We start from the raw sequence: 14217 nt of genomic DNA, 5'->3' as shown, positions 1-14217 counted from the left end.
GCTTGCCTACTTATTTTTATCTTTATTCATGGTCTGTTCAAATAGCTTAGCTTCTTTTAGAAATGCATAAAACGCGTTAATCATACTATTTACGAAACCACGCCAACCATTTAAGAAACTACGGCGAATAAAATAAGACTTCATAAAAGTCACTGGCATCACCAAAACCAATTTTGCAACGCTTGGAGACTTTCCTTTTTGGAATTTCTCTAATGCTTTTAAATTGGAATATTGGTTATTTTTTTCGACTTTAACGAAAATACTCGACTCGCCATAATGATAAATATCATGTTGCGCACGCTGTGACTCACCTTCCACAATCACATTTTCATGGACTTTATTGGCAAGGTCATAATGCCCTTTAGACTTGCGGAAAAAACGTACTTTCGCATGTTTTTTAGTATGCTTGCTGTTGGGAACCCCTAAGAAAACATCATTAATGGGTGTGATTAATGCATCAAGCTTATTCTGTTGAATCGTTTCAACAATTTCTTGTTTTAACTCGTTAGATAAGACTTCATCACCATCTAAATTGAGTACCCAATCATTTCGGCATTTTGCTAAAGCCAAACTTTTTTGCCCAGCATAACCTTGCCAGTCTTGATGAGAAATTTGCGTATTTTCAAAGTGCTGTGCAATGTCATAAGTATTATCAGTACTGCCCGAGTCTAATATAATGACTTCATCAAAATCACTGACACTTTGTAAAGTCCGCTCTAACCAAGGGCCACAATTTAAAGTGACAATATAGACACTACATGGAATTTTATTCATAACTTATAACGTCCTTTAGCAAGGGCGATACGCATCTGTAGAGCATTCATGGCACCATGCGTGCTGACACGTGGAATATTAAATTGATTAAGTGCTTCGTACGCTTCGATTTTTTTACGAGTCGATACTGCGTTTTTAAAGCCAATCTCTTGCGCCATTTTCTGGTGCTTTTCGTTAAATCGACCAAACGGATAAGCAAAGCTAGAGCATTTTCCAACTAGTGCTTCGACATCTTTTTTAGATTGAAGCATTTCATCATAAGCGGTTTGATCATCAAGCTTAAGTAAATTCACATGATGTTGTGTATGCGCACCAAACTCTATGAAGCCAGAACTTGCCATTTCATGGATTTGCTCATGAGTTAGCTTTTCGATTCCTTCAATTTGCGTCGCCAAATAAATGGTAGCCTTTGCATTATATTTTTTAAGTAATGGATAGGCATATAGATAATTATCCATAAATCCATCATCGAAACTTAAAGCAACAACGTTCTTTTGACCACGATATTGTTCAAGCTCAGAGACAAAGCAAAAAGTAGCTCTTTTACGCGTCAATAACTGTAAGAGTTGTTCAAACTTTTCAGGAGGCATATTCATGCCAGAGGCCGCATCTTTAGGTGTCACCTGATGCAACATGACAATACGTGGTAGTTTGCTCGAACGAAACGGAAGCCAAAATGTATAATTACCCAGCACATATAACAGTGCAGCAAGTGCTAGTAGGCCTACCGCAACGTACAAAAACCACATCATGCATAAACCTCATGTGACCATTCATAATTTTCTGAAAGGGGCTGCTTAAATGTCACTTCAACCATAAATTGGGTGATGCGCTTAGCATTGAAAGATTTGCGTGTTTTCTCCCATCCCTCTTTCGCTATTTTTTCAGCTTGCTCTGGATTCTGATCAAAGAATTGTATCTTTTTGGCCAAGTCGAACTGATCATCAAAGTAAACCACTTCCTGCTCAGTGTAGAGTTTTTCAAAGCCAGGAATTCTTGGGCTAAAGGTGAGTAAACCATTACCAGTGAGCTGTACAATACGATCAGAACTATACAAGGTTACATCATTACGGCGTGAGTAATTGAGTCCCATTTTTGTTTCAGACAGAACCTTATAATAACCTTTACCGTAAACACCCAGTTGCTCAAAACAGCCATAATATTGATAGTTCACATGGCCTTGTTTCAATGCATCTGCCAAATCTTTTAAGAACTTCTCACGCTCAGGTTCTTTATAAACCACGCCACAGAAAATAAAAGTCTTGTCTGTGTTAGTGTTTGAAAATTGTTGTAGCGTTTCTACATTACGGTGGCCCACATTAGGTAAATAGGCTACGCTTAAATGAGGCTGCTTTAATTTTTGTAGATATTCTCCACCTGTTGTGCAGAAAATAGCGTCCAGATAAGGTGAAAATGCTTTTACGAAATCGAGTTTGCTTTCGAGATAAAGCGGGTCAACATACCAAAATGCAATTTTAGTATTTGGATAAGATTCTTTAATCTGTTTTAGAACATCTGGACTCATTAAGTCACTATGTCCGATGAGTACCAGATCAGGTTCAATATTATTAACAACCTTTAGTACTTCTTTATTGGCCCAACTGGCACCCAGTTTTTTTGTTTTAAAAATGGTTCCCATACGAGCCATGTCACGAAAACTAAAGTCATAAACGAAATGGCCATTTTCAATTAATCCGGCAGAAATTTTACGGTCTGTGCAGTAAAAATGGGCGCCTTGTTTATTAAAGCCAAAATTCGCAATATGCAATATTTTCATTTATTTACTCAAAATAAAAAATTTAATTTTTCGCTAAAAGATATGTTGCCACACGGTCTGCTTCTTTAAAAGCATAAGGTTGTGGTAACTGTACAACACAAGTCTGCTGTGAAATTAACTTTGATTCTAACATTTGATCAACTGAGTGGGTAATGCGATCGTCTTTCAAACGGTCCATTGCCATTACCCCTACCCGACAACCTGCTGTCAGCGCCTCAAAAATCATAGATACGCTGTCTTCTGTCACCCAAACAGCTTCTGCTTTTTGCATTTCTTCAAAAATCCAGCCTTGAGGTGTTTGCTCAACTGGAAATATTTTTAAATGCCCGGCAAAGCTTTGCTGCCTTAAAATATCGATAAATTCTGTTGGCGTTCGGCGTGAAGTCGTCAGAATAATTTCAGCGTCTGGATTATGCTCAACAATTTTTTGAACACTGCTTAATACTTTGTCTTGGTTCCATTGATGTCGTTTTGATGAACCGCCTAATGCGATTAAAATTCTGGCTGCCTGATGGCGATTTTCATTACGAATTGGATTTAATGCGCCGCGCGTGACAATCACATGGCTATCGGCATGAATGCCGTCATGCTCTGGAATAACAGTATAATCAAAGCAAACCACTGGTAAGTTAGGCTTCATCAAAATAATAGTTTTAGCTTTTCTAAAAATCTTACCGAGTAACCAGACACGAAAATGAGTGTGACTTCCCACTCCAAATATAAAATCGGGGGCTTGTTTAAATAAGGAGTTTTTTGAAGAGAAAAGTGCCTGAATTAGAGAAATAATAGGTAAATCAGTAATGAGGATCTCTTCAAAAGTTGTATCTGTCTGTTGTCTTTGCATCGCCTGAAACAAGCCTAATGCTTGTGAACGATGCCCTGCCTTACCATCAGAGACATAGACAATATGCATAAAAGCTCCCTATCCAAAAATAAAAAGGCGAAACCAAAGTTCGCCTTTTTATGTTAACGGATTAACTTATTTTACGTAAGTTAACCAGTGTTCATATTTCGGGTTTTTACCTTGAACCGCATCAAAGAAAGTCTTTTGAATTTCAGTGGTAATCGGGCCACGGCAACCTTCGCCAATTTGACGATCATCATATTCACGAATTGGCGTTACTTCTGCGGCAGTACCTGTGAAGAATGCTTCATCAGCAATATAGAATTCATCACGAGTAATACGACGCTCAACAACTTGATAACCAAGATCTCTAGCAATCGTCATAATAGTTTGACGTGTAATACCATCAAGCGCACCACCAGCAATATCTGGAGTATGTAAAACGCCATCTTTAATCAAGAATACGTTTTCACCTGAACCTTGGCATACATAACCTTGTGGGTCCATTAACATTGCTTCATCGTAACCACAATGGGCAACTTCTTGGTGAGCAAGAATCGATAATGTGTAGTTACCAGACGCTTTTGCTTTACACATCGTCACGTTTGGATGATGGTGAGTAAATGAAGAAGTTTTAACGCGAATACCTTTCGCCATTGCTTCATCACCTAGGTAGGCACCCCATGCCCATGCTGCAACTGCGGCATGAATGGTGTTATTTGTAGCTGCAATACCAAGTTTTTCTGAACCAATCCAAATAAGCGGACGTAAGTAGCAAGAAGCTAATTTATTTTCACGTACGACATCAATTTGTGCTTGCTCAAGCGCTGCTTGGTCATACGGTACTTTCATTTGATAAATTTTAGCTGAATTTAACAAACGTTTTGTGTGGTCTTGCAGACGGAAAATGGCAGTACCTTTAGGGGTTTCATAAGCACGGACACCCTCAAATACACCCATACTGTAGTGCAAAGTATGTGTTAAGACGTGAATCTTTGCATCACGCCAATCAACTAATTGCCCATCTTGCCAAATAAAACCATCACGATCAGCCAAATTCATGGAACACTCCAAATTGTTATAAAATCATTCACTATCCAACTCAACCGAGGCGGTTGGGTCTATTAATCTTTGCCATAAATTGCAAACGACCGCACGGGTACTACGCCAGTCCGCTGCGCTTACTTGCATGGATTGATTCGCAAGGGCTAAGCGGTGGCTTTCGGCACGTTCACTAAGATAGGCTCGAATTAATGCTGTGGCATCTTCACTGGATAAGCAGTCTGCTTTAGCAGCATCTTCTAAAATTCTTACATTATCAGAATAATGGGCGAGATCGGGGTTCGTCCCGCTCCACGCAAGTACAGCATACTGTGCCATAAATTCGATATCGACGATACCACCTGCATCCTGTTTTAAATGAAAAATACCATGTTTTTTTTGTTCAGAAGATGAACCTAGGTGGTCTTTCATTTTCTGACGCATTTTCAATACTTCTTCACGAACATAAGCCTCATCTCTAGATTGAGTCAAGATCTCACGGCGAAATATTTCGAATTTCTGGCAAAGTACCTCATCGCCAGCAATAGAACGTGCTCGAACTAATGCCTGATGTTCCCAAAGCCATGCACTTTTCAACTGATAGTGCTCATAGGCCTTAAGACTTGTAACCAATAAACCAGCCTCACCGGAGGGTCTTAAGCGTGTATCAATTTCATAGACACGGCCATCAAGTGTCTGAGTCGTCATCAGAGACATAAACTTTTGAGCGACACGCATAGCAAACTCAAAGCCAGTAATAGACTTCGTTCCATCCGTATCAGTTTGTTCATCTAGATAATGAATAAAGACAAGATCTAAATCGGAACCATAGCCCAGCTCAATTCCACCTACCTTGCCGTAACCAATGACAGCAAAGGCCTTGTAGTCGAGTGAGCAACGTTTACCATCGACATCACATGGATAACCATGACGCTTTGCTACAGTCTGATAAGCTAAATGGAGGGTTGCATTTACACTCACTTCAGCAATATCGGTTAACGCATCGGATACTTTCATTAGCGGGCTTTCAGCTAACACATCGCTTGCCGCGACGGTTAACACATTACTCTTTTTAAACAGGCGAAGTGCCCGCATTTGGTCTTCAACTTGATCAATCTCAATGCGAAGCAACTGCTGACGCAATGAATCTTCTAAGTCCTTGCGTTTTGGCAACTCAAAGTCCATCGATAAAAACTCATCAAGCAGTACTGGATATTGTGTTAGCTCTTCACAAATCCATGGACTTACGGTCGCCATTTTCACTAAACGCTGTAATGCCCCTTTACTTTCAATCAGCATCACCAAATACACTGTCCGGCGCATGACCGATTCAATCAGCGGCATTAAGCGCAAAAGTGCGGTTTGAGGTTGTTCAGACTGTAGGATCACTTCAATTAAATGCGGCCAGAATGTTTTTAAACGCTGAACAGCATTTGAAGGTAATTTTTTGAGGGCATGCCCGTGCCAGAACTCATGAATCAGATTTTTCGCATTGTCATCCAACACTTCATCTAATTGCTGCTCTAACTGCCCAAAATTTTCAGTCGCTGCATTAGAGCTGGTATCTTCAATCAATTGCTTAAATTGAACTTTTACTTTTTGACGTTTCTCATCCAGAACCTCAATAAACTCAGTCCAACTACCAAAACCTAATGTATCTATAATACGTTGTCTTAGATCCACTTCTTCGGGCAATAGCTGAGTTTGCTGATCGTTGAGGGCTTGAATGGCATGTTCAACACGGCGTAAAAATAGATAAGCATCTTCTAATTCTAAAACAGCTTGTTTTTCTAACAAGCCTGCTTCGCCGATGTGCTCAAGGCTGACTAAACATTGACGATCTTGTAACTCACGTTTAGAGCCGCCATAAATAAGCTGGAACACCTGCACAATAAACTCAATTTCGCGAATACCACCCGCCCCGAGTTTAATATCATCCTCAATATGACGGCGCAGAACTTCACGTTCAATCATCGCTTTCATATCACGCATAGCAGCAAAAGCGGTGTAATCCACATAACGACGGAAAACAAAGGGACGTGTCATTTCTAACAATTCTTGCCCTTCTTTATCTCCAGTTATGACACGCGCTTTAATCCATGCATAGCGTTCCCATTCACGACCATGCTGGCTTAAATATTTTTCCAAAGCTGCATGGCTAATTGCTAATGCCGAGCCATCCCCCCAAGGACGCAGGCGCATGTCTACTCGGAATACAAAACCATCTGCGGTAATGTGTTCAAGCAAATAAATTAATTTTTGTCCCCATAAAATACAGAATTGCTGTACATCAATGCATTTACGACCATTGGTTTCGCCTTGTTCATCAAAAGCAAAAATCAGATCAATATCACTCGATAGATTAAGTTCTTGTGCACCAAGCTTCCCCATGGCAACCACTATCAAATCTTGAACTTTGCCTGAATAACTGAAAGGCTCACCATGTTTAGCCGCAAGTGCCACACGTGCAAAAGCCTTTGCCGCACAAATACTGGCATCGGCAAAATCAGAAAGTTCGCGAGTGAGTGTGACAACATCGGTCAGTTGATTGGCATCCTGCCAGATCCAGCGGAACATTAAACGGCCACGCAAAATACGAAGTGCGCGCATCCAAGATGTTTCGTCGCCCATTCCATCTAATGTGGTTTGTACAAATTGATAAATCTGTTCAGTTGAGAGCGGTGCAGTAAATTGATCTATTTGGTAATCTTGCTCTAAAACAGCCTGATGCAGGCCTAAAACTTGTTCTGCATACTGACTAGCACGCAATGTTTTTTGTAACTGCTCCGCATTCATATAAAAAGCTCTTTTCCTCGTACTCTCTTTTTAGTTATAGCAGTTCGAGTAGTGGTAGGAAAAGGGATTAGACTAATTTTGCTTCCGCTGAAGAGTAATGCTCGACATGAGTCTCATGACTTTCTTGAGCTGAAGGTAATAAAACCTTAAATGTTGTTCCTACACCCTCTTTAGAGCTGACATCAATTTGCCCTTGGTTAATCTCGACAAAACGCTTACAAAGGCTTAAACCTAAGCCTGCACCTTTTTCACCTGCGGTTCCTTTAAAGCTGGCTGTAATACGTGGATGGAACAAATTCGCCATTTGTTGCTTGGTCATACCTAGACCGGTGTCTCGAACTGTTATTTCAATATTTTCACCAGTTTGTTTGGCTTCAATAAAGACTTTGCCCGAACCATCAACATCCGTAAATTTCAGCGCATTTGACACCAAGTTCTGAATCACTGAGGTCATCATATTGATATCGGCATAGATTTTTAAATCTTCTGGTACAGCATTCACCAATTCAATATTTTTCTTTAAAGCTAAGGTATATAAAACATCAAAAACGATATTACTGACTTGTCTAAGGTTAAAATTAATCGGGTGATACACAAAACGCCCACCCTCAGCCATCGCCCATGTCAGTAAACTTTCGAGCAAGTTATAGGTCGATTGCGAAGTGTCGTATAAATAGTCTGCAATATTTTGAATGCTTGATTCATCTAAAGTTTCACGCTCTTTGGCGAGTACTTCTGAAAAACCGAGCAGTCCATGAAAAGGTGCACGTAAGTCATGCGAAATAATCGAGAAAAATTTAGTTTTACTTGAGTTAATCGCAACTTGTTGTTCATAAAGTTCGTTTAACTCTTCATAGTTAAATTTCAACTCAACCTGCTGCATAAAAGTAGAACAGTAATCAAGCAACAACTGGATATCATCATCTTCAAATGTAGCTGCATCGTCATCAAAGAAAACAGCGAAGCCCATAGAGGTTTTATCAGGGTGTAAAAGATGTACTGCTAACGCCCGACTACATTCAATATTTAATTCTTTTAAATAGTTGGTTAAATTTTGATAGGAAGGATGTAAGTGATTAATCACCTGCTGTTTAGCAAAGCACTGTTTTAAATGTTTTGAAGGTTTAAACGAAATGGCGGACATACCATCTGGGCAACGATGCCAAAAGTAAGGTTCTTGATTAAAAGTTAATAAGGCTTTTTTACACTTCAAAAGACGAAGACTAAACCGGAAAAATTGCTCGATATAGTTCTGCTCGGCATTTAATCCAAGCAACAAAGATATTCTGCAAGCACTTAACTGCTCAACTTGGTTTAGTTCTAAACGTTGGAATGTCATTGCCCGCCTCACAGATTTTGTCGTTTTGGGTCGGAACCGCTCTCAAAGAAATTTACTTATAATCATTATGATCTACTACAAACTTTAACACAGTACATTAAAAGAGCAACTTTCTTTTCAAAATAGAAATGTGAAGTTTCAATTAAAGGTTTTTAGATACATAAAGTGAATATTTTTTAGAAAAATACAACAAATTTTTTAAGGGAGAGAATTGTAAGATATTACAAATGCGAGTTCTAAATAGAAGAAAGGTGGTTAAAAAATATTCTTTGAAAAGAGCTTAGAATCCGTCTTGATTCGACTTTAATAAATGAAGTTCTTGTTGAATTTGGTTAAGGACTTCATTGAGCCTGAAATTGAAAGGTTATTAGAAGCCTAAGTTTATAGACAACGATTCGAGTCCTTCCCTTGGAACTAAATTATTAACTATTATTAATTTCTTAAATTCTATCGATATTGTTCTAGTCCAACAAAAAACCCCTAAGCCGTTAACTTAGGGGTTTTCGTAGAATCTTACGATTCTGAATATGGTCCCGAGGGTCGGACTCGAACCGACACGTCATCTCTGACAGCGGATTTTGAGTCCGCCGCGTCTACCAATTTCACCACCTCGGGAGAGGAAGTATGTTTGTGTTGCGTATATTAGCGCGTTTGTAAAACTTGTCAAACCCTAAGTGAATATTATCGTTCACTTTTAGACCATTTAAACATTTTTCATGATTTAAGCCAGAAGCACAGTCATAAAAAAGCGAAAAAGTTTATACTAGGCGCAATTTTTGCGGTGTTTTTTTCTAAATATGCAACTGTCTGACTTTTCCTTTGAATTACCTGATGAACTTATTGCCCGTTACCCTCTCGAATCACGCAGTGCTTCGCGGTTGTTGCACTTAGACTCAAAGGGTCAATATCACGATCACATGTTCACAGACATTATCGACCTGTTCGAAGAAGGTGATCTATTAGTGCTCAATGACACCAAAGTCATGAAAGCTCGTCTTAAAGGAAAACGTTCTACAGGCGGTGCTATTGAGATTTTGGTTGAGCGCATGCTGAACCATACCACAGCGTATTGTCATATTAAATCGAGCAACTCACCTAAAGCCGGCGCTGAGCTTTTTGTTGGTGCCAATAACATTCCTGTGATTGTACGTGGTCGTCACGAAAACTTATTTGTGGTTGAGTTTTCACAGCCAATCTTGCCTGTGCTTGAGCAATATGGCCAGTTACCTATTCCGCCTTACTTTAACCGTGAAGCAGAAGAAATAGACACCGAACGCTATCAAACGGTTTTCCATAATCCTGAAAAAATTGCCAGTGTTGCGGCTCCTACTGCAAGCTTGCACTTTGACGAAGAATTATTAGCAAAGTTAGAACAAAAAAATGTTCAAAAAACTTTTGTGACTTTACACGTAGGGGCAGGCACATTTATGCCCGTTCGTACTGATGACATTACTAACCATATCATGCACAGTGAATGGTGTGATGTTCCTCAAGAAACAATAGATTTGATTTTGGCGACTAAAGCACGCGGAAATAAAGTGATTGCCATAGGTACAACTGCAACACGTGCTTTAGAAAGCGCAGCTCAAGCCCATAGCGGTAAAATTGTGGCTTGGACTGGCGACACGCAAATCTTTATCTATCCGGGCTACCAGTTCTGCATCGTAGACCGTTTAATTACCAACTTCCATTTACCAGAATCTACCCTGCTCATGTTGGTGTCAGCTCTTTCAAATCGCGACAACATTTTGGCTGCATATGAGCATGCAGTTAAAAGCCGCTATCGTTTCTTTAGTTATGGCGATGCAATGCTGATTGATAAATTAGAAGGTTAAAATTAAAATACTGAGCGATATTCTTAAACACCTATCTCCCCTATAGAAGGGGGTATATGTTTAGCAATATCGTTCAGCTTTACCCAGTGAATTAGAATTTTTATAAGTTTAAATTTTAGATATTTCCTTCATTAAAATATCGATGCGATAAAAGCTATTCTTAGTTTCTCCCATCTTTTTATATAACCGCTACATTTAGTAGTAGAACTACATCGCAGAATCAAGGAAAATAGCTCTCTTTTTAGCAGCGAACTGTTTCTTCGCCTCTGCTCGTGTTCAGGATTTTTAGATGAAGTTTGAAAAATTAGGTCAGTCGGGGCGCGCCCGTCGTGGTCGTTTAACTTTAGAGCATGGTGTTGTTGAAACACCTGTTTTTATGCCAGTGGGGACTTACGGCACAGTTAAAGGTATGTTACCGCGTGATATCGAAGACATTCAGGCACAAATTATTTTAGGAAATACATTCCATTTATATTTGCGCCCAGGTCTTGAAGTTATTAAAGAACACGGCGGTCTACATAACTTTATTAAATGGGATAAGCCAATTTTGACTGACTCTGGCGGTTTCCAGGTTTTTAGTCTTGGCGCAATGCGCAAAATCAAAGAGGAAGGTGTTACTTTCCGCTCACCGATTGATGGTTCAAAAGTATTTTTATCACCTGAAATTTCTATGGAAATTCAGCAGGTTTTGAACTCTGACATCGTCATGATTTTTGATGAATGTACGCCTTACCCTGCAACTCATGAGGAAGCACAAAAATCATTGCAGCTTTCTTTGCGCTGGGCAAAACGTTGTAAAACCCATCATCATGATGAGCTCAAAAATAAAAATGCGTTATTTGGCATTATTCAGGGCGGCATGTATGAAGACTTACGTGATGAGTCTTTAAATGGCCTTCTTGAAATCGAATTTGATGGTTATGCGATTGGCGGTTTATCTGTAGGCGAACCTAAAGATGAGATGATCAAAGTTTTAGATTATCTACCAAGCAAAATGCCACAGGACAAACCGCGTTACTTAATGGGCGTTGGTAAACCGGAAGATATCGTAGAAGCGGTGCGCCGCGGTGTCGATATGTTCGACTGTGTAATGCCAACTCGTAATGCGCGAAACGGTCATTATTTTGTCACTGATGGTCTGGTACGTATTCGTAATAGTAAATATCGCCATGACCAGAGCCCGCTCGATCCACATTGCGATTGCTACACTTGTAAGAACTTTACCCGTGCTTATCTATTCCATCTTGAAAAATGTGGAGAGATGTTAGCGTCTATGCTCGGTACCATTCATAACTTACGTTATTACCAACGTTTAACTGAAGGTATGCGTGATGCATTAGAGAATGGCACATTTGATGAATTTGTTCAGGACTTTTATGCCCGCCGTGGTTTAGAAGTTCCACCATGTCCGGTTGATGAATAAGCCCGATTTGCGCTCAACCTCAAGACAAGGTAAATTGCAAAACGAATCAGGATTATGTCAGGTATCTGACTCATATTTTTAACTTTAGGAAATCAAAATGAGCTTTTTAATTTCTGCTGCACATGCAGCACCGGCAGCTGGCCCAACTACAGGTATTTTGCCAAACATCTTGATGATTGTCGTATTCGTTGCAATCTTTTATTTCTTAATTTGGCGCCCTCAAGCAAAACGTGCTAAAGAGCATCGTTCTTTAATCGAGAGCTTAGGTGTAGGTAGCGAAGTTGTGTTCGCTGGTGGTTTAATGGGTAAAGTGACCAAAATTGAAGGTGACTATGCAGTTGTTGAACTTAGCCGTGGTGTAGAAGTAAAAATTCAGCGTGCCAGCGTAATTTCAGTATTACCTGAAGGCACTCTAAATAACCTTTAATCCTAAAACAGTCGTGCTTTAGCACGGCTTTTTCATTTAAGAAGAAAGCGAATGCGTTACCCTGCATGGAAATATTTACTGATTCTAGTTGTTCTGGTAATCAGTACATTATACGCACTGCCTAGTCTATATCCGGATGAGCCCGCCGTTCAAATTTCCGGTGCCAAAGCTGGTACCCAAATTGATCAAAGTGTGGTGCAAAAAGCAGAGCAAATTTTAAAAACAGCAAATATTGCAAGCCATGACAATAGTTTTACAAATAATGCTGCCCTCTTGCGTGTCAGTTCATCTGAAGCGCAATTAAAAGCAAAAGAAGTATTACGTCGTGACTTAGGTGATCAATATGTTGTTGCCCTAAACCTTGCACCAACCACACCGGAATGGTTGCAAAAGATTGGGGCTAAACCAATGAAACTTGGTTTGGACTTACGTGGTGGTGTCCACTTCTTACTTGAAGTAGATATGGACAAAGCCGTTGCCCAACGTATGGAAACCTCTGCCACCGATTTGCGTCGTCAGTTCCGTGAAAACAAGATCAAATTTAATAGTCTTGCATTAACCAATAATGTAATCACTGTTCAATTTGCTGACAATGCTGACCGTGATGCAGCAATGGATTTTTTACGTCGTAATGGGAATGAATATACCCAACAGGCGTTAGCAAGCTCTACTGGTTCTACTCTAAAGCTTTCTTATACTGATGTACGTCGTCAAGAAATCCAGTCATATGCGGTGAATCAAAACTTAACAACATTACGTAATCGTATTAACGAACTTGGTGTTGCAGAAGCATTGGTACAAAGTCAGGGTAGCAATCGTATTGTTGTTGAATTACCGGGTGTGCAAGATACAGCTGAAGCTAAACGTGTTTTAGGCCGTACAGCAAACCTCGAATTCCGTTTAGTGTCTGACTCAAATGACCAATATATTGACCCATATACGGGTAAATATAATAGTCAACCTTTGCCTCCGGGCACAGAAGTTTTTGCTTATGAGTCCTTAGATAGCGGTCGTCAACTTTTGTTGCAACGCAACCGTATCTTGACTGGTGAGCGCGTTCAAAATGCAAGCTCTGGCTTTAGCCAAGACTCTGGTGGTGCCGAGGTAAATATTACCCTCGACAGTGCTGGCGGCAAGCTTATGTCCGATGCAACTCGTAATGCTGTTGGTAAACGCATGGCGGTATTGTTCATCGAAAATAAGCAAAAAATTACTTATGTCATAGATCCTAAAACTGGTGCGCAAACAGAAGTTCGTACTCCATACACTGAATCTGTAGTCATCAATGCTGCAACTGTTCAGGCCGTTTTAGGTTCAACTTTCCGTATTACCGGTTTAAGTTCTCCTCAAGAAGCATCTGAACTTGCATTAATGCTTCGTGCAGGTGCTTTGGCTGCACCAATGTACTTTGTTGAAGAGCGTGTAGTTGGTCCAAGCCTTGGTCAAGAAAACATTGATAAAGGCGTGTTATCAACTCAAATCGGCTTCTTGCTTGTTGCAATCTGGATGGTAGTGTTCTTCCGTGTATTCGGCTTAATTGCTAACTTTGCTCTTGTTGTTAACTTGGCAATGATTTTAACAGTTATGTCATGGATCGGGGCTTCCCTCACCTTACCAGGTATTGCGGGTATCGTTATTACCATTGGTATGGCTGTCGATGCGAACGTATTGATATGCGAACGTATTCGAGAAGAAATGCTCTGGGGCGCATCGCCCAAACAGGCCATTGTGGCCGGTTATGATCGAGCCTATAACACCATTTTTGACTCGAACTTAACGACGTTCCTCGTTGCATTCATTTTGTTTGCAATTGGTACAGGCCCGATCAAAGGTTTCGCCGTAACATTAATGATTGGTATCGTGTGTTCGATGTTTACTGCAATTACAGTGACTCGCGCAATTGTACAAATTATTTATGGTAAACGCCGTAATTTGAAAAAGTTGAGCATTTAAGGAGATCG

11 protein-coding genes and 1 tRNA gene are annotated in these 14217 nt (G+C 40.0%); 4 read left to right on the top strand and 8 right to left on the bottom strand.

The features are described 5' to 3' along the window. Positions 1 to 6: 6 nt before the first annotated feature. The 8 genes from KTH84_RS14480 to KTH84_RS14445 form a co-directional block, all read right to left on the bottom strand. Positions 7 to 774 (bottom strand): glycosyltransferase family 2 protein, encoded by a 768-nt coding sequence (locus tag KTH84_RS14480; protein ID WP_262473795.1) that lies wholly within the window; start codon positions 772 to 774, stop codon positions 7 to 9. Then, a complete protein-coding gene (locus tag KTH84_RS14475) occupies positions 771 to 1526 on the bottom strand; it encodes a polysaccharide deacetylase family protein (RefSeq protein WP_262473793.1) in 756 nt (251 codons plus the stop codon). The genes KTH84_RS14480 and KTH84_RS14475 overlap by 4 nt, the downstream gene beginning before the upstream one ends. After that, a complete protein-coding gene (locus KTH84_RS14470; protein ID WP_202743511.1) occupies positions 1523 to 2551 on the bottom strand; it encodes a glycosyltransferase in 1029 nt (342 codons plus the stop codon). The genes KTH84_RS14475 and KTH84_RS14470 overlap by 4 nt, the downstream gene beginning before the upstream one ends. Positions 2552 to 2573: 22 nt before the next feature. After that, entirely contained in the window at positions 2574 to 3464 is an 891-nt protein-coding gene (locus KTH84_RS14465; RefSeq protein WP_262473778.1) for a mitochondrial fission ELM1 family protein, read from the bottom strand. A 66-nt stretch (positions 3465 to 3530) separates the two neighbouring features. After that, entirely contained in the window at positions 3531 to 4457 is a 927-nt protein-coding gene (locus KTH84_RS14460; RefSeq protein ID WP_042897555.1) for a branched-chain amino acid transaminase, read from the bottom strand. 24 nt (positions 4458 to 4481) lie between these two features. Next, entirely contained in the window at positions 4482 to 7232 is a 2751-nt protein-coding gene (glnE, locus tag KTH84_RS14455; RefSeq protein WP_262473777.1) for a bifunctional [glutamate--ammonia ligase]-adenylyl-L-tyrosine phosphorylase/[glutamate--ammonia-ligase] adenylyltransferase, read from the bottom strand. A gap of 67 nt (positions 7233 to 7299) precedes the next feature. Then, positions 7300 to 8571, bottom strand: a complete 1272-nt coding sequence (locus KTH84_RS14450; protein ID WP_262473775.1) for a sensor histidine kinase — start codon at positions 8569 to 8571, stop codon at positions 7300 to 7302. 528 nt (positions 8572 to 9099) lie between these two features. Continuing rightward, positions 9100 to 9186: transfer RNA gene (locus KTH84_RS14445), tRNA-Leu, on the bottom strand. Positions 9187 to 9368: 182 nt separating this feature from the next. Here KTH84_RS14445 and queA point away from each other — a divergent pair. The 4 genes from queA (at position 9369) to secD (ending at position 14209) form a co-directional block, all read left to right on the top strand. Beyond that, positions 9369 to 10406 (top strand): tRNA preQ1(34) S-adenosylmethionine ribosyltransferase-isomerase QueA, encoded by a 1038-nt coding sequence (queA, locus tag KTH84_RS14440; RefSeq protein WP_262473773.1) that lies wholly within the window; start codon positions 9369 to 9371, stop codon positions 10404 to 10406. A 289-nt stretch (positions 10407 to 10695) separates the two neighbouring features. Further along, on the top strand, positions 10696 to 11829 hold the full coding sequence (gene tgt, locus KTH84_RS14435) for a tRNA guanosine(34) transglycosylase Tgt (RefSeq protein ID WP_262473772.1): 1134 nt from the start codon (positions 10696 to 10698) through the stop codon (positions 11827 to 11829). Positions 11830 to 11926: 97 nt separating this feature from the next. After that, positions 11927 to 12256, top strand: a complete 330-nt coding sequence (gene yajC / locus KTH84_RS14430) for a preprotein translocase subunit YajC (RefSeq protein WP_003655131.1) — start codon at positions 11927 to 11929, stop codon at positions 12254 to 12256. 51 nt (positions 12257 to 12307) lie between these two features. Next, positions 12308 to 14209, top strand: a complete 1902-nt coding sequence (gene secD / locus KTH84_RS14425; protein ID WP_262473770.1) for a protein translocase subunit SecD — start codon at positions 12308 to 12310, stop codon at positions 14207 to 14209. Positions 14210 to 14217 lie beyond the last annotated feature (8 nt).

Origin of the sequence: Acinetobacter sp. WU_MDCI_Abxb74, assembly GCF_025513915.1 — a bacterium.
GTDB classification, from domain to species: domain Bacteria; phylum Pseudomonadota; class Gammaproteobacteria; order Pseudomonadales; family Moraxellaceae; genus Acinetobacter; species Acinetobacter calcoaceticus_C.
The sequence above is the reverse complement of the archived record's forward strand: the minus strand, read 5'-3'. Positions and strand labels throughout refer to the sequence as shown.

Coding starts and splice junctions, on each gene's coding strand:
- KTH84_RS14470 (WP_202743511.1), bottom strand. CDS start 2,551: ATGAAAATATTGCATATTGCGAATTTTGGCTTTAATAAACAAGGCGCC.
- KTH84_RS14475 (WP_262473793.1), bottom strand. CDS start 1,526: ATGATGTGGTTTTTGTACGTTGCGGTAGGCCTACTAGCACTTGCTGCA.
- KTH84_RS14450 (WP_262473775.1), bottom strand. CDS start 8,571: ATGACATTCCAACGTTTAGAACTAAACCAAGTTGAGCAGTTAAGTGCT.
- tgt (WP_262473772.1), top strand. CDS start 10,696: ATGAAGTTTGAAAAATTAGGTCAGTCGGGGCGCGCCCGTCGTGGTCGT.
- yajC (WP_003655131.1), top strand. CDS start 11,927: ATGAGCTTTTTAATTTCTGCTGCACATGCAGCACCGGCAGCTGGCCCA.
- glnE (WP_262473777.1), bottom strand. CDS start 7,232: ATGAATGCGGAGCAGTTACAAAAAACATTGCGTGCTAGTCAGTATGCA.
- secD (WP_262473770.1), top strand. CDS start 12,308: ATGCGTTACCCTGCATGGAAATATTTACTGATTCTAGTTGTTCTGGTA.
- KTH84_RS14480 (WP_262473795.1), bottom strand. CDS start 774: ATGAATAAAATTCCATGTAGTGTCTATATTGTCACTTTAAATTGTGGC.
- KTH84_RS14465 (WP_262473778.1), bottom strand. CDS start 3,464: ATGCATATTGTCTATGTCTCTGATGGTAAGGCAGGGCATCGTTCACAA.
- KTH84_RS14460 (WP_042897555.1), bottom strand. CDS start 4,457: ATGAATTTGGCTGATCGTGATGGTTTTATTTGGCAAGATGGGCAATTA.
- queA (WP_262473773.1), top strand. CDS start 9,369: ATGCAACTGTCTGACTTTTCCTTTGAATTACCTGATGAACTTATTGCC.